The sequence below is a fragment of the Paenibacillus selenitireducens genome, from assembly GCF_002021565.1.
GTDB lineage: Bacteria > Bacillota > Bacilli > Paenibacillales > Paenibacillaceae > Paenibacillus_K > Paenibacillus_K selenitireducens.
This window is the reverse complement of sequence record NZ_MSZX01000004.1, coordinates 209,496-228,325: the sequence shown is the minus strand read 5'-3', so window position 1 is coordinate 228,325 and position 18,830 is coordinate 209,496. Positions and strand designations below refer to the sequence as shown.

Sequence of the window (18,830 nt, the reverse complement as noted above, 5' to 3'; positions counted from 1 at the left end):
TCACATCCCTCGAGTAAAATAAAACCTAACATGATAATTATACCTTATACTGCATACTTATGCATAGCTACATCCGAGCTTAATTTTTAATTAATTATTTTGCGGACCATACGAGCTGCCCGTTCACGATCGTTGCTGTTGGCCAACCTTTTAAATTCCAATCTGTAAATGGCGTATTGCGCCCCTTCGAAAGGAAGGTTTCTGGATTTACAGCTTGTTCTGTCTCAAGATCTACGATCGTGAGATCCGCAAGCGCACCCACTTCCAATTTCCCTTGCTCAAGGCCGAACACACGAGCTGGATCCGATGTCATACGTTTCACTAAGAAATCTAATGTCCATTTGCCTGTTGCAACGAATTTCGTATAAAGCAGCGGGAATGCTGTCTCGAATCCTACGATGCCGAATGGAGCAAGCTGCATGCCGCGCGCTTTTTCTTCCGCACTATGCGGTGCATGGTCTGTTACCACGATATCAATCGTTCCGTCTTCCAGCGCTTCGATACAAGCTTGTACATCACGCGGAGAACGAAGCGGAGGGTTCATTTTCCAATTCGCATCCAATCCAGGAATATCTTCTTCCGAGAGTAAAAGGTGATGTGGGCATACCTCTGCCGTCACTTTCACGCCGAATTGCTTCGCTTGACGAATTAATCGGATGGATTGCTCTGTGCTGACGTGGCAGACATGATAATGAACGCCCGTTGCTTCCGCTAAAAGCACATCGCGTCCAACATGGATCGCTTCGGATTCATTCGGAATCCCTTTCAGTCCGTGTTTCGTTGCGAATGTTCCTTCGTTCACAGCCGCGCCTACGACAAGGGACTCATCTTCACAGTGCGCGATCACCGGCATATCCATGGAAGCCGCTAATGTCATCGCATCTTTCATCATTTGCGCATTCTGAACGCCTACCCCGTCGTCGGTAAACCCGATCGCACCCGCTTCTTTTAATGAAGCAAAGTCCGTTAATTCACGGCCCAATTCATTTTTCGTAATGGCTGCATAAGGAAGCACTCGGACAATTCCTTCTGACTCCGCTTTATCTAACACGAGCTTCACCGTATCCGCCGTATCGATGACAGGGCGTGTGTTCGGCATACATGCGATCGTTGTAAAGCCGCCTTTCGCAGCGGATTGTGTGCCTGTTGCAATTGTTTCTTTATGTTCGAAGCCTGGTTCTCTTAAATGAACATGCATATCAATGAATCCTGGAGCGACTAATTTGCCCTCAGCATCAATCACTTCAGCGTTGCTCTCTACAGTACTTTTTGCATCTATAATACCGGTAATCCGGTTATCTTCGATCGTAATTGTTTTTAATTCAAGTTCTCCAGCTGCGTTCAATACGCTCGCATTCTTAATGATTAATCCCATTTGTCATTCCATCCCTTCAGGTTCTATTTTAACGCTCTTTCCAAAACCGCCATCCGAACCGGTACACCGTTGGACATTTGCGGGAAGATACGGGAAGATTCGCATTCCACAAGTTCATCATCAATTTCAACATTTCTATTTACAGGTGCTGGGTGCATAATAATGGCGTGTTTCTTCATCTGCCCTGCACGTTCCACCGTTAATCCGTATTGTTCACGATAGTCATCTGCGAATTTCATTAACCGATTTGTATGACGCTCAAGCTGTACGCGAAGCATCATCACGACATCGGCTTGTAAAGCTTCTTCCATGGAAATATAGGAGGCATGTGCTGCAAGCTCAGGTGCTTGCATTGTTTCTGGTGCGCAGAAGCTTACTTTTGCACCGAATTTTTGAAGAGCCCATAGATTCGAGCGAGCTACGCGGCTGTGTTGTATGTCGCCGATGATCGCAACATGCAAGCCTTGGAGGCTGCCGAATTGTTTGCGCATCGTGTAGAGGTCAAGCAATGCTTGTGTAGGATGTTCGTTGTTACCGTCCCCTGCATTAATGAGAGGAATATTCAGTTTCGCGGCTAATTGCGGCAGTACGCCGATGGGCTTCAAGCGAATAACGCCTGCGTCGATTCCCATGGACTCCAAGGTCCGAACCGTATCATAAATGGATTCACCCTTCTCCATGCTGGATGCTGCTGCTGCGAAATTCAGCACTTGTGCGCCTAAGCGTTTCTCAGCCATCTCGAAGGAAAATCTTGTGCGTGTGCTATTTTCAAAAAACATGTTGGCTATAAAGCTTTCTTTCAACACAGGGGTGAGTTTGGTAGGCTGAGCTTCCCAGTAGGCCGCCCGATCTAGAATCGATTCGATCTCGTTCTTGCTCAAATCGTACAATCCCAACAAACTACGTTCTTTAATGCTCGCTAATGTCAATGTCATTCGAATGACCCCCTATGTTGTAAAATCGATACTTGATCCAAGCCATCGTATTCTTGTAACGACACGCTGATTTCCTCGACGCGTGACGTTGGTACATTTTTCCCTACATAATCTGCTCGTATCGGCAATTCGCGATGTCCGCGATCTGCAAGTACGGCAAGCTGTATCGATTGCGGTCTGCCTTTATCCATGATGGCATCCATTGCCGCGCGAATCGTTCGACCCGTATACAGTACATCATCGAACAAAATGATTTTTTTGTTATGAATCGGGAACACTTGCGGTGGCTCTTGGAACTTCGACTCACTTGGCTTTTTATTCGACTCTCCATGTTCGTTCAAGAGGTCATCGCGATAAGAAGTAACATCCAATTCTCCAATCGAAATGGTCGTCCCTTCGATCTCACTGATGCGTTCCGCAATCCGTCTTGCCAAGAACACGCCGCGAGTTCGTATTCCCACCAGTACGCAGTTTTCAATCCCTTTGTTCTTCTCCAGAATTTCGTGGGCGATCCGAGTTAATGCTCTTCGAACAGCGGTTTCGTCCATAATGACCAAGTGCTCTACATACGTCATTCTGCTGCCTCCTTCATTACTAGCACCCAAACAAAAAACTCCTTGCCCGAAAGCAAGGAGTTGTCGTTAGTCGTTCACATATAGAAGGGTCCGTTATTGGCATCTGGTTGTTCGCGCAGAACAACACAGATAATCCACGGGATCATCCTTCTCAAACGTTTACCTTGCCAGCCTCACGGGACTGAATTAAAGGTGCTATTCATTTAAAAGGATTATCCCACTTTATGTTCCAGCTGTCAACCCAAAGATCGAATTAGAATTCAAATTCGACATCTGTTAACCGGCTTTTAATTTCTTCAATGACACGTTTCTCCTCTTCCACACCGTTCGCAATGAATGTCACTGAGAAACGAACGAAGTGGCCTGCGTCATCCCAAGGTACTGTAGAGATTAATTTTTCACGAATCAAATACTGCGAGAAATCTTCTGCCGTCTCGAACCGTTGTCCCCCTTTAATCCCTTTCGGCATTTCAACGTACAAGAAGAAGGAACCTTTCGGTTTGGAAGCTGTAAATCCGATTTCATTCAATGCCCCAACGAGCATATCGTGGCGACGTGAATATTTAGCTGCGATCTCTTCGGTTATTTGCGGGTTATCAAGGCCGTAGGCCGCTGCTTTTTGAATCGCAATGAATTGTCCGGAATCGTTGTTGTCTTTCACATCACTGAATGCTTTGACAATCAATGGGTTCCCGGCAACAAAACCTATACGCCATCCTGTCATGTTGTAGGACTTCGATAAGGAATGCAATTCCACACCTACATCCTTCGCACCTGGCACGGATAGGAAGCTCAGCGGCTTCAATCCGTCATACGTTAATGCAGCATATGGAGCATCATGCACGACAATGACGTCATTCTGCTTCGCCCATGCTACAACTTCCGTGAAAAATTCTACCGTTGCACTTGCGCCTGTTGGATTGTTCGGATAGTTCAAGTAGAGCAGCTTTGCCCGGCGACGAATGTTCTCTGGGATTTCATCGAGCTTCGGCAAGAAGTTATTTTCTTTCAGTAACGGTACTGAATATACTTCACCGCCAAGGTATTTCGTATGCGTACCGAGAATGGGGTAACCAGGTACGGTCATAATGGTGATATCCCCAGGATTAATGAAGCAAGAAGGAAGCATGGCAAGCGCCGGCTTCGATCCAATGGAGTGAACGATCTCTGTTTCTGGGTGGATGCCGTCCACTTGAAATACATTTTTTAAGTAACGTGCTGCAGCTTCTTTAAATTCCGTAATACCGTTATCCGCGTAACCCCGATTCTCAGGTTTGGCCGCTTCTTCAGCTAGCTTGGATAAAATTCCTGCATGCGCCATTTCGTCTGGCTCGCCAACACCCATATCGATCAGCTCTACATCGGGAAAGGCTTTTTTCGCTGCTGCTTTGGCACGTTTTATTTTTTCGAATTTATAAATGGCTGTGTCTTTCCCATAATTTTCGCCCCCGATACGATTCGCGAAGCTCTTCTGAATATACGTTTCTTGATATTGTTCAATAGTCAATGATTACCTCTCCTTTAATAGCACGAGTTCATAAATACATACTATAATCTACTACTGACTAATATGAAGAAAATCCATTCCGATTGGAATGGATTTTTCATCTGAACATTTGTATTTTCATGTTACCTTGTTCTTAAGCGCTCAAGAAGGTGCTCTATGTCGTCTGGCAGCGGAGCGCTGAATTCCAAGTAAGATTCATTCATTGGATGCACGAATCCAAGAATGGCTGCATGCAGCGCTTGTCCATTCATTTGCATTCCTTTACTGCGACCATACATCGGATCTCCTACCAAGGGATGTCCAATAAACTTCATATGAACACGGATCTGATGCGTCCGGCCCGTCTCTAATTTCAATTCCACCATCGTATAATCCCCGAACCGCTCTAAAACAAGAAAATGTGTTACCGCATGTTTACTATTCTTCTCTGTCACAGTATACATTTTACGATCATTGGAATCGCGTCCGATCGGTGCATCGATTGTACCATGGTCATGCGCAATATTACCGTGTACGATCGCAATATATTTACGGGTTACCGAATGATCCTTCAGCTGTGCTGCAAGTGAGGCATGTGCTTTGTCATGCTTCGCTGCCATCAGAAGCCCTGACGTGTCTTTATCAATGCGATGAACAATGCCTGGACGTAATTCCCCATTGATCCCGGATAAGTCCTTACAATGGTACATCAACGCATTGACTACGGTTCCAGACGTATGACCTGGCGCCGGATGAACCACCATGCCCCGCGGTTTGTTAATGACGATCACATCACTGTCTTCGTATGCAATATCTAGCGGAATATCCTCGGGCACGATATCTACATTCGAAGGCTCCGGTATGGTCAGCGCAATGCGATCCCCTTCTGCCAATTTATAATTTGCTTTGACAAGTCGATTATTGACCAATACATGTCCATCTTGGATCCACAATTGGATCTGTGACCGAGATATTTGATCTTCCATCGACTCGGTTATGTATTTATCAATACGCTCTTTATGAAATTCAGCGGCAACGACCCATTCCAATGTCTCCTGGTCTGTTTCCGTTCTTTCTTGTTGATCACTCATTGCTGTTCCTCACTTTGTACGTGATGTTCACTTTCTTTTTTCGTCATGAATAAGGAATCCAGAAGGACAAGTACAACCCCTACACAGATGGCCGAATCGGCTACATTAAAAATCGGGAAGGTATAGCTTCCAAAGTTAAACATAAGAAAATCGACCACTTCGCCATGTAATGCACGATCCCAGAAGTTCCCGATGGCTCCCCCTAAAATAAGTCCTAGTCCTGTAAGGATGACCCAACTTGCGCTTTTGCGAATATGCAGCATGTACCAAATAATCGCACTAACAACAACAATCGTAATCACAACAAAAAACCAACGTTGCTCTTGCAGTATTCCAAAGGCTGCTCCGCGATTTCGGTGCGATGTAATGAGGAAGAAGTTGCCGATCACGCTAATTTCTTCACCGATCATTAATTTTGTGGCAATCATCCATTTCGTTACTTGATCCAAAATAATCACAATGAGTCCAATAAGAAAATAAATCACTTGTTCGTGTCACCCCGATCTAATCTGTCAGCAACGACTGCAGAAGCCCATTGCCCTAAGTTATTGTAGCATAGCATAAAAGTAAACGTCCATTCTCTCCCCATCTCCTCAGAATTTACCGCGTTAAAAACCTCCTCCCTCGTGCAACCTAAAGTCAGATTAGATCGCAGATATAGGGACGAACGCATGCAAAGGAGCTGGTCTTTACAATGTCACAGGAATCCCATTTATCTTCGAAGCAGTTGAAGTCGCTTCAGCAATCACTTATCGCTATGCAAAAGGATTTAGAACAACGTATTGAACAAAGCAATCACATGGGCTTGTCTAATTCCATGCGGGATGAAACAGGAGAGCTGTCCACGAATGACAACCACCCCGCCGATTTAGGAACCGAAATGTTCGAGCGTGGCAAGGATATCGCGCTGTTAGAGAATGAAGAACGATTACTCACTCGTGTGAACGAAGCCTTGGATCAAATGGATCATGGAGATTATGGCATTTGTCATGAGTGCAGCAAACCCATTCCTTACGCTCGTCTGCAAGCCATTCCATACACCCTTTATTGTGTCCAACATTCAAAAGAACAAGAAGTGTCCAACCATCGGCCGATTGAAGAACAATTTTTAAATCCTCCCTTTGGACGAACCAGTATGGATGACCAAGAGGATCAGAATGGTTTTGATGGTGAGGATGCTTGGCAAATTGTTGAAAGCTGGGGTTCCTCCAATACACCAGCCATGGCCGAAGACAACAATGTGGAGGATTATGAAGACATGGCCATCGAAGCTTCGGAAGAACTTGACGGGTTCGTTGAATCTTATGAGAGCTTTGTCGCAACGGATATTTTCGGCAAGAATGTATCTGTTATTCGGAACAAGCAATACCATAAGTACCTCGCTGAACAAGAAGGAGATCCATTATTGGAGCCTGATCTCGTGGTCGATGAAGATCAATAAGGTTTTCCTTCCAATTGCCGTTGTACGACACGCACCAGATCGGCAATATAATCGCCAATAATCGGTAAATTCAATAGGTTTAGCCACTGTAAGATGGACAGAAAAATGGCAGCAAAAACCGAGAATCCGATCGCTAACCCGACGCCTTTCGCAGTACCTGCCAACATATTGATCCAAATCAATCTCCATGGCTTCGTCATAAATTCCGTATATTCTGCAATACGCGCTTTTTCCAAGCTGTGAGCAAGGGTATCGATTTGTTGATGTAATTGGTCGACAACTTTGTTCATTTGGGTTAATTCATTCTTATCATCTTGGATCTGTGACATTTTCCACACTCCCTAAAAAAACACCAAACGAGCTCAAGCGTTAGCAGAAAAATATCTTCTTATCGCTTCTTGAGCTCGTTTGGTTGCTTCATGCTTGCAGTTCAATTATGCCCGAAACGTAAGTTTCACATGCAATGAAAGACTGCTGCTATTCACTTTTCGATATGGATCGCAATTTGCTTTTCACCAAGCTCAATTTGTTCCATGTTATTCATTGTACCAAAGTGAACTTCGTTGACTAATACATTCTCGCGTAGAACATGATCGAATGCCGTAATTGCTGCTTTCAATTCATCATCCACCTGCAATGTAAGGTTAACACGTTTCTCAATCGGTAGATCAAGCTTCTTCCGTGTATCCTGGATCGCACGAACGACTTCACGCACCCAACCCTCTTGCTCTAATTCCGGCGTAATATCCGTATTCAAAGCCACGGTAATCTGGTAACCCGAAGCCGAAGCAAATCCTGCTTTGGCTTGTTTTTCGATGAGTAGTTCTTCCAATGTGATGTCAAGTGACTCATCTTCGGCTGTAACATAAGACAGCTGGCCTTGTTCCACGATTTGACGCGTCTCTTGAGGATTTAATCCTTTCAGATGTCCTTGGATCGTTCCGACATTCTTGCCATATTTCTTACCCGCTACCTTCAAGTTCAATTTCAACGTGAAATCTACAAATTCATTATCGCTGGTTTCGATGCGGATGTCTTTGACATTAATCTCATCCTTGATAATTTCTTCGTAGCTCGCGAGATCAAAATCCCGATCCATCGATACGATTAATTCAGATAATGGTTGACGAGTCTTGATGCTGGTCTCATTCCGTACGTTACGCGCAAGCTCAACGATTTGACGAGACGTCTCCATGTCTTGCTCCAATGCCGCATCAATCATCGATGCATCGGCTTGAGGATAATCCGCTAGATGAACGCTCTCTTCCGTCCCGCCCAAGTTACCGTAGAGTTCTTCCGCTACGATCGGCGCATAAGGCGCAATGAGGAGCGATAGATCAAAGAGCACGCGGCGTAACGTTTGGTAAGCAGAAATCTTATCTTCCGTCATCTCACTGCCCCAGAAACGGTCACGGGAACGACGGATGTACCAGTTACTCAATTCATCCACGAAAGTCTCGATGGCTTTGGCAGGATTTAAGAAGTCATTAGCTTCGAGTCCTTTGCTCACCACTTGCATCAAACTGTTCAGACGCGAGAGAATCCAACGATCCAACTTGTTCTGCGATGGACGGTCAGGATAGGCTTGCGGATCGTATTGATCGATATTCGCGTACAGCGCTAGGAATGCATGCGTATTGACAATGGTATCAATCACTTTCGATTTCGCCTCAGCAACGATTTGCTTCGAGAACCGTTTGCTGTTCCATGGTGCACTATCGGACAATAACGCCCAACGGAATGCGTCTGTACCGAACTCATTAATAATCTCCCAAGGGTCGATCACGTTCCCTTTACTCTTCGACATCTTCTGTCCATTCTCATCCAGGATATGTCCTGTGGACAATACAGCCTTATAAGGTGCTTTGCCATTGAAGAGTGTAGAAACAGCGAGTAAGCTGAAGAACCAACCGCGCGTTTGGTCAATCCCCTCACAGATCATATCTGCAGGATATTGCGCCTCGAATTGCTTCTCATCGCCAAATGGATAATGTTGCTGCGCGAACGGCATCGAGCCACTGTCAAACCACACGTCAATGACTTCAGACGTACGTTCCATCACGCCGCCTTCACAATGAGGGCAATGCAGCTTTACTTCATCCACATAAGGCTTATGAAGTTCAAAGTCTTCACCAATCGGTGTAATCGATCTTGCACGCAATTCGGCGTGACTATGCGGCGCATGCTCCTCTTTGCATGAGTTACATACCCATACGTTCAATGGCGTACCCCAATAGCGATTTCGGCTGATGTTCCAATCCACAAGATCTTCTAGGAACTTCCCGAATCGACCTTCACGGATGTGCCCTGGGTACCAATTCACGCCGTTGTTATTCGCTATTAATTGTTCTTTCACCGCTGTCGTCTGAATGAACCAACTTTCCATCGCATAATAGAGCAATGGTGATTTACAACGCCAGCAGAATGGGTAGCTATGCTCATATTTTTCTTTGGAATAAAGCAAGCCGCGTTCCGATAACATCTTCACGATGTCCACATCACAGTCTTTCACGAAACGGCCTGCGAAGTCTGTTACTTCATCCGTATACCGACCCGCTGCATTCACAACACTTAACATGCTGATGTTGTTCTGACGTGCTACGCGATAGTCATCTTCCCCGTGAGCAGGAGCAATATGAACGATACCCGTACCGCTTGTATCACTAACATAATCAGCTCCAATAACGAAATGACCATTCTCAACTTGCACGTATGGCAATGGAGGGTTATATTTCAATCCAACAAGTTCCGAGCCTAGGTGTGTAGATACAAGTTCGTATTCACCTTTGATGGCTTTGTCCACCAAGTTTTTCGCGACGATGATCACTTCGCCATCTTGTTTCACCTTGACATACTCCATTGCTGGATTCACAGCAAGTGCAACGTTTGCTGGCAGTGTCCAAGGCGTTGTCGTCCAAGCGATAATCGCTTCGTCACTGTCTTTCAATCTAAATTTCACAGTTGCAGACAAGTCCTTCACATCTTCATAACCTTGAGCTACTTCATGCGAGCTTAACGTTGTCTGACAACAAGGACAATAGGGGCTTACGCGATGACCGCGGTATAAGAGTCCCTTGTCATGAATCGTCGCGAGAATGTTCCATACACTTTCGATATAGTTGTTCTCAAGCGTTACATATGGATGATCGAGATCCGTCCAGTATGCAATCGCTTCGGTTAATTCCCGCCATTGCTTCTCGTATTCGAAGACACTCGCTTTACATTTCTTCACGAATTCTTCCACGCCGTACTTCTCGATTTCTTGCTTGCCGGAGATACCAAGCTGCTTCTCAACGCCAAGCTCTACTGGTAAACCATGTGTATCCCAACCTGCCTTACGCACAACGCGGTATCCCGACATTGTTTTGTAGCGGCAAATAAAGTCTTTGATTACACGTCCTAGAACGTGACCAATATGCGGTGCACCGTTCGCTGTTGGCGGACCTTCGTAGAATACGAAATTCGGCTTACCAGCACGATTCTCAATGGATTTTTTAAATGTTTCTTCTTCATTCCATTTGGTTAATACACGCAGCTCGCGTGCACGAGCTTTCTCTTTGACATCAATTTTACGCATTACTCAACCACTCCTTCTTATACGGATGATCCATCATCGTTGCCACTCAATCCTTGATTTTAAACACCAAAAAACCCCGTCCCCAAAAAGGGACGAGGTTCACTCGCGTTACCACCCTTGTTCCATCCGTTACCTACGATTCATCATCGTATGATTGCGAATGGCACCTTCGTCATGTCATGGGCTATTCCTAACACCAAAGACAAGTTCCTGTTAACGGTGGAAAGACCGGCTTAGCTTACTAGTCAACAACTTCCAACATCACGTTGCTCAAGGTTCTGCTTCGCTTCTCAGGGATGATCTTCCATCAAATCCTGTTCATTGGCTTGCACCAAACGCCAACTCTCTGGAGAACGTGGATCCTGATGTACTCTTCCCATCAATGAAATTCAATAATATTACAAGATAATATATCTTCTTTACACGTAAAAGTCAACTTTAAACTCGTTCGGTGTAGACTTCTTTGGCCTCACGTTCGCGTTCAGCTAACATTTCATTCCGTTTCTCCAGCGCTTCCCATCCATCTTGGTTCAGCAAATCTAATTGAGCTTCAACCAATGTACGGAAGCGTGCACGATAAATCGCGGCTTGTTTTTTCAACTCATCGACTTCAAGGGCAATTTTCCGTGATTTCACGATCGAATCATTAACAATGCGGTCTGCGTTCTTTTCGGCTTCTTTAAGTATCAACTGAGCTTCTTTTTTCGCGTTATGTTTAACTTCGTCTGCTGCTTCTTGGGCTACGATGATCGTCTTGCTCAGCGTCTCTTCGATATTCGAGAAGTGATCGAGTTTCTCTTGCATGTTAAAGATTTGGTTCGAAAGATCTTTATTCTCACGAATAACGGATTCGTAATCTTTAATGACTTGGTCTAAGAACTCATTTACTTCATCCTCGTCATATCCGCGCAGTCTGCGGCCAAACTCTTTATTATGTATATCTAACGGGGTTAACGGCATCCTCTGCACCTCCTATAAAGTCAACACACATTGTTTCATATAGCCTATTCATTTCGACAAGAACTCTAAAATTCCTGCAATCGATCTACACGAATTTACCGATTTTCACACGATTTCTGCCTTTTTTCGTTACTCCATCGATTTCAAGAACTTTAAAGCGGCCCAAGCCCTGCATGGAAACAATATCTCCGACTTTAAGGGGTTTCGACGGATCCTCTTCCACTTTCCAATTCACGCGACATCTGCCTGCCTTAATTGGCAGCAATATTTTGGTACGACTCATTCGAAACGCATCGCTTGCAATGCCATCTAGACGAAAAGAAGCCACCGTTAAGTTCATTTCTTCCAACTTCGAGACATTCGTCTGCAACTGCTCAATCGGAAGAATTTCGGTCTGAACTTGAATACGGTGAACTTGTCGTAACTGTACATTCATATAATGACTAATCTCTTCCTGAACTATGCAATGACAGCCTGTCGGAAGAACATGAATATCGCCAACTTTATCCCGTTTAATCCCTAAACCAAGAATCGAACCCATGTAATCTCCGTGATCCAACTCAATAAACTTCTGATCCCCAGATGTCACGGATAACACGGCTAGTCCCATGGATTCACTCTCTAAATGGCGGTAATCCGGAGCAATCAGTGCACGTCGTCTTTCTGCTTCCGGATACCCTCCATCTAGTCGAATATTCACATCCGGATGACGATTCACTAAAGTCTGCACAATAAAAGCTTGTCTTGGATCAAGAAAGTCCGTCAATTTGACCTCATGATATTCGGCGCTATTCCTCACCCATTCCCATGCCCGATCTACAAATGGTTTCTCATCCGGATGAAAGTGTTCGTATATTTCGCTCATGCCAACATCACCCTGGAATAATAAAATGAACGACGGCAATGATCCCTTGAATCACAAATTGCAATACAAACAACGCAACGATCGGGGAGATATCCAACATGCCTCCGATAGTCGGAATAATTTTGCGGAATGGTGTTAGATAGGGTTCAACGAGCTTCGCTAGAATATTTCCGATAAAGCTCTCTCTTGCATTCGGGACCCAAGAAAGAAGTACATACACGATAATCATGTATAAATAAATTTGTCCCACCATGTGGATATAGTAATCAATTTGACTCAAAATGCATTCACCTCATTCAACTAAAATTCTTTGTCTTCTGCCAAGATCTCGGTGATCGCACCTTGAATTTCAACGGAGTCCGGTGTGCACATAAAAATATTCGTTCCAAGCTTCGAGATATTTCCATTCAATGCATAAACCGTCCCACTTAAAAAATCAATAATTCGCATCGCTTGATCCTTACGAATCCGCTGTAAGTTGACGACAATGGAACGACGTGACCGCAAATGATCTGCGATCTCCGACGCTTCGTCATAAGAGCGCGGCTCATAGAGCACCACTTTATTATGTTTCTGCGAATGAATGCTAACCACATTGCTTGCCTTTACATTTTTACGTTGTTCAAAGCTAGGAGTTTCAAATTCTTGTTCTTCTTCATGCGTTATTTTTTCCCGTTCTACAACTTCCTCTTCTTCTTGCAGCCCAAGAAAGTTCATAAAGCGATTCATAACACCCATTACACTTCCTCCTTATCCCCTACCAAAATAGAGCCGAGACGAATCCAAGTCGCTCCCTCTTCAATCGCCACCTCAAAATCATTGGACATACCCATCGAAAGGTGCTGAATTGGGTCTTCTGTGATTGCTTGCTGATTCAGCTCATCCCGTAGAGTTCGCAATCCGCGAAAGACCGGTCGTGTCTGTTCTGCTTCGTATTCAAACGGCGCCATGGTCATCAGCCCAACGATGCGCAGTCGAGGATACGATTGCATTTCTTTCATGAAGGGAACGAGTTGCTCCGGCGCAAGGCCATACTTGGACACTTCACCCGATACGTTAACTTGTACAAAACATTGAACATCCGTCTGAAGCGACTCAGCCTTTTTGTTCAATTCCTGCGCGAGCGAAAGCCTGTCCAACGAATGGAAATAGGCAAATTTCCCAATGACGTCCTTCACTTTGTTCGTCTGAAGGTGTCCGATAAAGTGCCATACGCCTTGGGACCCTAGCGTTTCCCACTTTTCTTGTGCATTCTGCCAGCGATTCTCACCAATATGCTTCAATCCATGCTGCAGCACAGATGCTGTCATTTTTGTTGATACATATTTCGTTACGGCAATGATGTTAACTTCTTCTCGTTGCCGGCCGCTTCGAGTGCATGCATCCGTTATCCGTTGCTCGACGAGCTCGATTCGATCTTGCAATGCCATAAGAACATTACCCCTTTTCCAATGCGATCCAACTGATCATACGACCCGTTTTCCCTTGATCGCGTCGATGTGAGAAGAAATTCTCCTCATGACAACTTGTACACCACGTAGAACATTCGATATTTGTCGGCAAAATTCCTGCTTTTATCATAATGTGTCGATTAAATTGTTTCAAGTCAAGCATATACTTCCCATTGGACTTCGCAATATAGATGGGGGCATCGTGTTCTGTTACGTTAAACGTATCTGCAAGAGACACCACATGTTTCATGACATGGTCATCGACTTCATAGCAGCAAGACCCGATCGAAGGCCCTATCGCCGTGCGAATATCCGCAGGATTAGAATGGTACGTCGACTGCATCGCTTCTATGGTCTTGGCTGCGATTTCAGTTACCGTTCCTTTCCATCCGGCATGCGCAAGTCCAATGACACGCTGCACAGGATCAACAAAAAACAACGGCACACAGTCCGCATAAAAAGAGGTTAGCCAGACATTCGGGATATTCGTGATCAGCGCATCTGTATCCTGAATGGCCGACTCCCGTGTTAAGCGCCCTTTCCCTCGGAGCGCTTCAGTCACAACAACGACGTGATTGCTATGAACTTGTTCAGCGCATGTCCATGCCTCGAACGGAATCTGTAGAGAATTCGCGATCATTTCGCGATTTTTAATAACATCTTCAGGACGATCCTGTACATGAAACGCACAATTTAATGAGTCGTAAGGACCTGCACTGATTCCCCCTATTTTAGAAGAGAAGCCTGCCGTTAAGCCTGGGATCTGGTTACACCAGGATTCCAACAGCAAAAGCGCAGGCTCTGTTGGCTTGTTATGTAGTACGAATGGTTCCATCTCGCTCACCTCAACCATAGTGTACCATAAGCTGCCGATTAATTTAACTCGGATACGTTCGACGTTCGCGCTCTTGCCGTTCCTGCGGCTCATATCGACTGGAAGGAGACTCATATCGATTAGAGGGAGACTCATATTCTTCCTGTCGCGTGACACGGGTTTCCTCCATTTTCACCAGCACGACGTCCGCACCTATTTTAACAATGTTACGCCATGGGATAACCAGATCTGTTCCGCCACCGAACAACCCCAGAAATTTATTATAATTCGGCACAACAATAGAATCGATTCGGCCTTGGCGTAAATCCAGCTCCAGATCCGATATCTGACCGAGCTTTTTCCCATCTACAATATTAATGACGTCCTTCGTTTGAAAATCCGATATTTTCATTTTGGCATCACCACAAATCTTATAAATTGGGGTACAAATGACTATACCCTAATATATGTGGAAAAGTCGCAAAATGTCCTGATGTCCAAAAGAAAACAAGACGCCTTGCCAGAATTTTGAGAAAACCTCTACCGAGGCCTTTCGTGGATGAGCGACCGCGGGTAGATGCGGTAAAAAGACCCTAACGTCTTAACGTTAGGGTCGTGATCGCTGATATCATTCGATTTAAGATTTGACATGCTTTTGCATTTGATTTATCGCCGATTTCTCTAAGCGAGATACCTGTGCTTGAGATATGCCAATCTCTTCAGCCACTTCCATTTGCGTCTTTCCTTCAAAAAACCGCATGGATAAGATCATTTTCTCACGCTCATTCAGTTTGCGCATCGCTTCACGAAGTGCGATTTCTTCAATCCATGAGACATCTTTATTCCTATCATCGCTGATTTGGTCCATTACATAAATCGGGTCGCCACCGTCATGATAAATGGGCTCGAACAAAGATACCGGATCTTGAATTGCATCTAGCGCAAACACGACATCTTCCTTCGGCACGTTAAGCGCCTCCGAAATTTCGAATATCGTCGGTTCACGAGCATTCTTGTTCGTTAAGCTGTCCCGTACTTGCAGCGCTTTATAAGCAATGTCGCGAAGCGAACGTGAGACTCGAATCGGATTATTGTCGCGCAAATACCGGCGGATCTCACCAATGATCATCGGAACAGCATACGTGGAAAATTTTACATTCTGACCCAAGTCAAAGTTATCAATGGCCTTCATTAACCCGATACACCCCACTTGGAACAGATCGTCCACGAATTCTCCGCGATTATTAAAGCGTTGAATGACACTTAACACCAACCTCAGGTTGCCATTCACTAATTTCTCTCTTGCTGCTCGTTCGTTATGTTGTTGTAAGGCGACGAATAATTCGCGCATTTCCGCGTTAGTCAGAACTGGCAGTTTTGCGGTATCAACACCACAAATCTCGACTTTGTTTCGGGTCATCGTGTACTACCTCCCAAGGAGAAACATTAATGTACATTATCTCCGCGGGCTGTTTTTTTATTCCTTTCGATCTACCTGAATTCGACATAATCCCCCATCAAATGGGACGGAAAATCGCGCTGGTATTGCATTATACCATCTTATTAAATTCTTTCCGAAGACGCTTAATGATCCGTTTTTCCAGTCTGGAAATATAAGATTGGGAAATCCCCAACATATCGGCTACATCTTTCTGCGTCTTCTCTTCACCATCCGTTAATCCGAAGCGCAGCTCCATAATGACGCGTTCTCTGTCCGATAACTTATCCAAGGCTTTATGTAAAAGTTTGCGATCGACCTGCTCCTCGATGTTCCGATAAATCGTATCGTTCTCCGTTCCGAGCACATCCGATAGCAGCAACTCATTGCCGTCCCAGTCAATGTTCAGCGGTTCGTCAAAAGAAACTTCCGTTCGGATCTTGCTGTTCCGTCGCAAATACATGAGAATTTCATTTTCAATACAACGTGATGCATAGGTAGCTAGTTTGATCTTTTTGTCCGGGTCAAACGTATTCACAGCTTTGATCAGCCCTATCGCACCGATCGATACAAGATCCTCGATATTAATACCTGTATTCTCAAATTTACGTGCGATATAGACAACAAGTCGCAAGTTACGTTCAATTAACATCGCACGAATCGCCGAGTCGCCCGATGACAACCGCGTGAGCAGATACTCCTCTTCTTCTCTTGTCAAAGGTGGTGGAAGAGCTTCGCTACCTCCAATATAGTAGATCTCCCCGCTTTTCAACCCTAGCAAAAAAAGAACCCGATAATAGTTCAATTGCAGCATCAATTTCCATTTCAAGAGCATTCCCGTTCCTCCTAAACATTAATGTTGAAGTAGCGTCGGGTGCAGTATCGCCCGATAGCTGCCGTCTGATGACAACGTGCCGCCATCCAGTCCGATCAATACTTTCGTACATTCCGTCGTCGTTCCTTCATGCGTAATGGCCACTTTATCAGGTTTAATAGCTAGCATCCATTGCGTAGCACCGCGATTCACACCGCGAAAAGGTACCATTCGCAACCGATCTTGCCATGGAATCGATGACTCTTGCATTTCCATAATCAATTGATCGGTTTCCATTGTTCGTAATCGCTGTGCCCAGCCTTCAGGCAATACATGCTGCCACAGACTGGCTTCCATGACGATAACAGGTGTTCTTGTTAAAGGATCGGTAAGTTGATTGCCCGTATCAATCAATCCAATACAGCTTGACTGCTCCTGATCAATCCATACATGAACCTGTGCAAGAAATTGCGTCATTGTCTCTTTGTTCGCACGACTGCGTATCACCGTCTTGTATAACAGTACTGTGACGATGAAACCCAATACAACCAGCCAAAACCCGACTTTCAAGTCAAACCGAAACCCTCCGGAATGCGAAAACCAGATGCCGTTCAACACATCTCCTGAATTCTGCAACAGATAGTGAGCCCCGAGGATGCCTCCTGCTGCCACAAAATTTATGACATAGAATGCTGCCATGTTGCGTAAGTAGTTCTGTAGGCTGATAAATCCAAAGGCAATCCAGAGCATCACGAATGAAATCGCGAATTTAATGAGAAACGTGAACATAAAAGATAATGCAGGCGCGAACATCATCACCACATAACAGGCTCCCAGCACCGCCGCTACGATGAGGCGCCATATTCGGGGCTTTAGTTTACGCATCCATGCCGTTGTCCACAAGAGTGCAGCATCAATGAGTAGGTTCATTAAAAATATGAGATCGATATATACAACCAGTCGCTTCACCACCTACTTGCCATATTCCAACCAGACTTGGCAGCGGATGAAACTAGTATATTAAAATCAATATCCAAAGTCTGTCTAAACGTGCGGAAGGGATGTATCTTTTTTTGTCGAGGAATGAAACAAAAAAATCTCTACCCTTGGTTCAATTTGGGGCGGCAAGTTATTTTTTTGTATTGCATTTGTAAAGTGTGAAAAACCGTCAGGGAACAACCCGACGGTCCTTTATTGAGTGAACCTATACGTTAGTGGATAGGAACGATGGGTTGGTGGATAAGAGCGGTGGATTAGTGAATAGGAACGATGGGTTGGTATTTCAGTTTCAGCTGTCTTAGATACGAAATCTTGACAAATTATATAAGCTCTTTGTATATAACGGACATGAGAGACCTTATTGTTTGCTATGCTCATAGATTAGCCGTTGTTGCGGACACAGATGCACTTATTCCATTCGAATCATGAGGATATAGCTTATATTTCGCATGATAAGAGCTGCTGTGTCCGTTCACTCTGCATTTTGTGTGCTTTTGGCATCATTAAGGTCTCCTGTGTCCGTTCATTTCTCGTTGCGTTCATTTCTTGTTCCGTTCACTCCGTTCCCTGCACCCTAATTTGATTTCGGATATCTCTCGAAACGTTATAAATTCTAGAATATTAAGAAAAAAAGAATATTAAGAAAAACCTCTATCGAAGTCCATTCGAAGTTGAGCGGCCGCGTACACGCTCTCTTAGGAAGCAGATGGCGGTTCTCGTAGGCGCAATACGACGGGTTTTTATTCAGGATCGAATCTCAGTATATTCAGGATTGAATCCCAGTACTACCTTCGTCATTTGATTTGTTATTACTCATCTTTGACGAAATGATTTCTATTGCGTCCAAAATGTGTGAGAACGCATTTATTTTCATTCTTGGTGGTGACGCCAGAGAGACGTCATGAGTGGTTTTTATCGCCAAGCAGAATGTAGTGTTTCGATACGTCGAAACTTTTGAAAAACGCTATTATGGTAAAAAAGCTCATCTCACAGTAGGATCTACTGTAAA

Annotated in this window: 19 protein-coding genes and 1 other annotated feature; of the genes, 1 reads left to right on the top strand and 18 read right to left on the bottom strand. The window is 44.7% G+C overall.

Annotated features, from left to right (window positions below):
* Positions 1–94: 94 nt before the first annotated feature.
* The 6 genes from BVG16_RS11490 to lspA form a co-directional block, all read right to left on the bottom strand.
* Positions 95–1,375, bottom strand: coding sequence for a dihydroorotase (locus BVG16_RS11490; RefSeq protein WP_078498800.1), 1,281 nt, complete (start codon positions 1,373–1,375; stop codon positions 95–97).
* Between the two features lie 23 nt (positions 1,376–1,398).
* Positions 1,399–2,310, bottom strand: coding sequence for an aspartate carbamoyltransferase catalytic subunit (locus BVG16_RS11485; protein ID WP_078498799.1), 912 nt, complete (start codon positions 2,308–2,310; stop codon positions 1,399–1,401).
* Complete coding sequence (pyrR, locus tag BVG16_RS11480; protein ID WP_078498798.1) at positions 2,307–2,885, bottom strand: bifunctional pyr operon transcriptional regulator/uracil phosphoribosyltransferase PyrR; 579 nt, start codon at positions 2,883–2,885, stop codon at positions 2,307–2,309. The genes BVG16_RS11485 and pyrR overlap by 4 nt, the downstream gene beginning before the upstream one ends.
* 253 nt (positions 2,886–3,138) lie before the next feature.
* Positions 3,139–4,392, bottom strand: a complete 1,254-nt coding sequence (locus BVG16_RS11475; protein ID WP_078498797.1) for an LL-diaminopimelate aminotransferase — start codon at positions 4,390–4,392, stop codon at positions 3,139–3,141.
* Positions 4,393–4,514: 122 nt separating this feature from the next.
* Complete coding sequence (locus BVG16_RS11470; RefSeq protein ID WP_078498796.1) at positions 4,515–5,462, bottom strand: RluA family pseudouridine synthase; 948 nt, start codon at positions 5,460–5,462, stop codon at positions 4,515–4,517.
* A complete protein-coding gene (lspA, locus tag BVG16_RS11465; protein ID WP_078498794.1) occupies positions 5,459–5,947 on the bottom strand; it encodes a signal peptidase II in 489 nt (162 codons plus the stop codon). Before lspA ends, BVG16_RS11470 begins: the two co-directional genes overlap by 4 nt.
* A gap of 209 nt (positions 5,948–6,156) precedes the next feature.
* Between lspA and BVG16_RS11460 the strand changes: the two genes are divergently transcribed.
* A complete protein-coding gene (locus BVG16_RS11460; protein ID WP_078498792.1) occupies positions 6,157–6,903 on the top strand; it encodes a TraR/DksA C4-type zinc finger protein in 747 nt (248 codons plus the stop codon).
* Here the strand turns inward: BVG16_RS11460 and BVG16_RS11455 are convergent.
* From BVG16_RS11455 to spoIIGA, 12 genes are all read right to left on the bottom strand, one after another.
* Positions 6,897–7,232: a DUF5665 domain-containing protein gene (locus BVG16_RS11455; RefSeq protein ID WP_078498791.1), complete on the bottom strand. Its 336-nt coding sequence runs from the start codon at positions 7,230–7,232 to the stop codon at positions 6,897–6,899. The two genes, BVG16_RS11460 and BVG16_RS11455, sit on opposite strands and share 7 nt — an antisense overlap.
* Positions 7,233–7,384: 152 nt before the next feature.
* Positions 7,385–10,480 (bottom strand): isoleucine--tRNA ligase, encoded by a 3,096-nt coding sequence (gene ileS, locus BVG16_RS11450; protein ID WP_078498789.1) that lies wholly within the window; start codon positions 10,478–10,480, stop codon positions 7,385–7,387.
* 85 nt (positions 10,481–10,565) lie between these two features.
* Positions 10,566–10,872: a binding site (T-box leader), on the bottom strand.
* Positions 10,873–10,918: 46 nt separating this feature from the next.
* On the bottom strand, positions 10,919–11,440 hold the full coding sequence (locus BVG16_RS11445; RefSeq protein ID WP_078498787.1) for a DivIVA domain-containing protein: 522 nt from the start codon (positions 11,438–11,440) through the stop codon (positions 10,919–10,921).
* Between the two features lie 85 nt (positions 11,441–11,525).
* Entirely contained in the window at positions 11,526–12,305 is a 780-nt protein-coding gene (locus BVG16_RS11440) for a YlmH family RNA-binding protein (RefSeq protein WP_078498785.1), read from the bottom strand.
* 7 nt (positions 12,306–12,312) lie between these two features.
* Complete coding sequence (locus tag BVG16_RS11435; RefSeq protein WP_078499100.1) at positions 12,313–12,558, bottom strand: YggT family protein; 246 nt, start codon at positions 12,556–12,558, stop codon at positions 12,313–12,315.
* Between the two features lie 47 nt (positions 12,559–12,605).
* Positions 12,606–13,043, bottom strand: coding sequence for a cell division protein SepF (locus tag BVG16_RS11430; RefSeq protein WP_078498784.1), 438 nt, complete (start codon positions 13,041–13,043; stop codon positions 12,606–12,608).
* Positions 13,043–13,735 carry a YggS family pyridoxal phosphate-dependent enzyme gene (locus BVG16_RS11425; protein ID WP_078498782.1) on the bottom strand — a complete coding sequence of 231 codons (693 nt, stop codon included), beginning with the start codon at positions 13,733–13,735 and terminating at the stop codon, positions 13,043–13,045. Before BVG16_RS11425 ends, BVG16_RS11430 begins: the two co-directional genes overlap by 1 nt.
* Positions 13,736–13,742: 7 nt before the next feature.
* Positions 13,743–14,591 (bottom strand): peptidoglycan editing factor PgeF, encoded by an 849-nt coding sequence (pgeF, locus tag BVG16_RS11420; protein ID WP_078498781.1) that lies wholly within the window; start codon positions 14,589–14,591, stop codon positions 13,743–13,745.
* A gap of 43 nt (positions 14,592–14,634) precedes the next feature.
* Entirely contained in the window at positions 14,635–14,982 is a 348-nt protein-coding gene (locus BVG16_RS11415) for a YlmC/YmxH family sporulation protein (protein ID WP_078498780.1), read from the bottom strand.
* 225 nt (positions 14,983–15,207) lie between these two features.
* A complete protein-coding gene (gene sigG / locus BVG16_RS11410; RefSeq protein ID WP_078498778.1) occupies positions 15,208–15,990 on the bottom strand; it encodes an RNA polymerase sporulation sigma factor SigG in 783 nt (260 codons plus the stop codon).
* Positions 15,991–16,120: 130 nt separating this feature from the next.
* Positions 16,121–16,843 carry an RNA polymerase sporulation sigma factor SigE gene (gene sigE, locus BVG16_RS11405; protein WP_078498776.1) on the bottom strand — a complete coding sequence of 241 codons (723 nt, stop codon included), beginning with the start codon at positions 16,841–16,843 and terminating at the stop codon, positions 16,121–16,123.
* 18 nt (positions 16,844–16,861) lie between these two features.
* Complete coding sequence (gene spoIIGA, locus BVG16_RS11400) at positions 16,862–17,791, bottom strand: sigma-E processing peptidase SpoIIGA (RefSeq protein WP_233147003.1); 930 nt, start codon at positions 17,789–17,791, stop codon at positions 16,862–16,864.
* Positions 17,792–18,830: the final 1,039 nt, after the last annotated feature.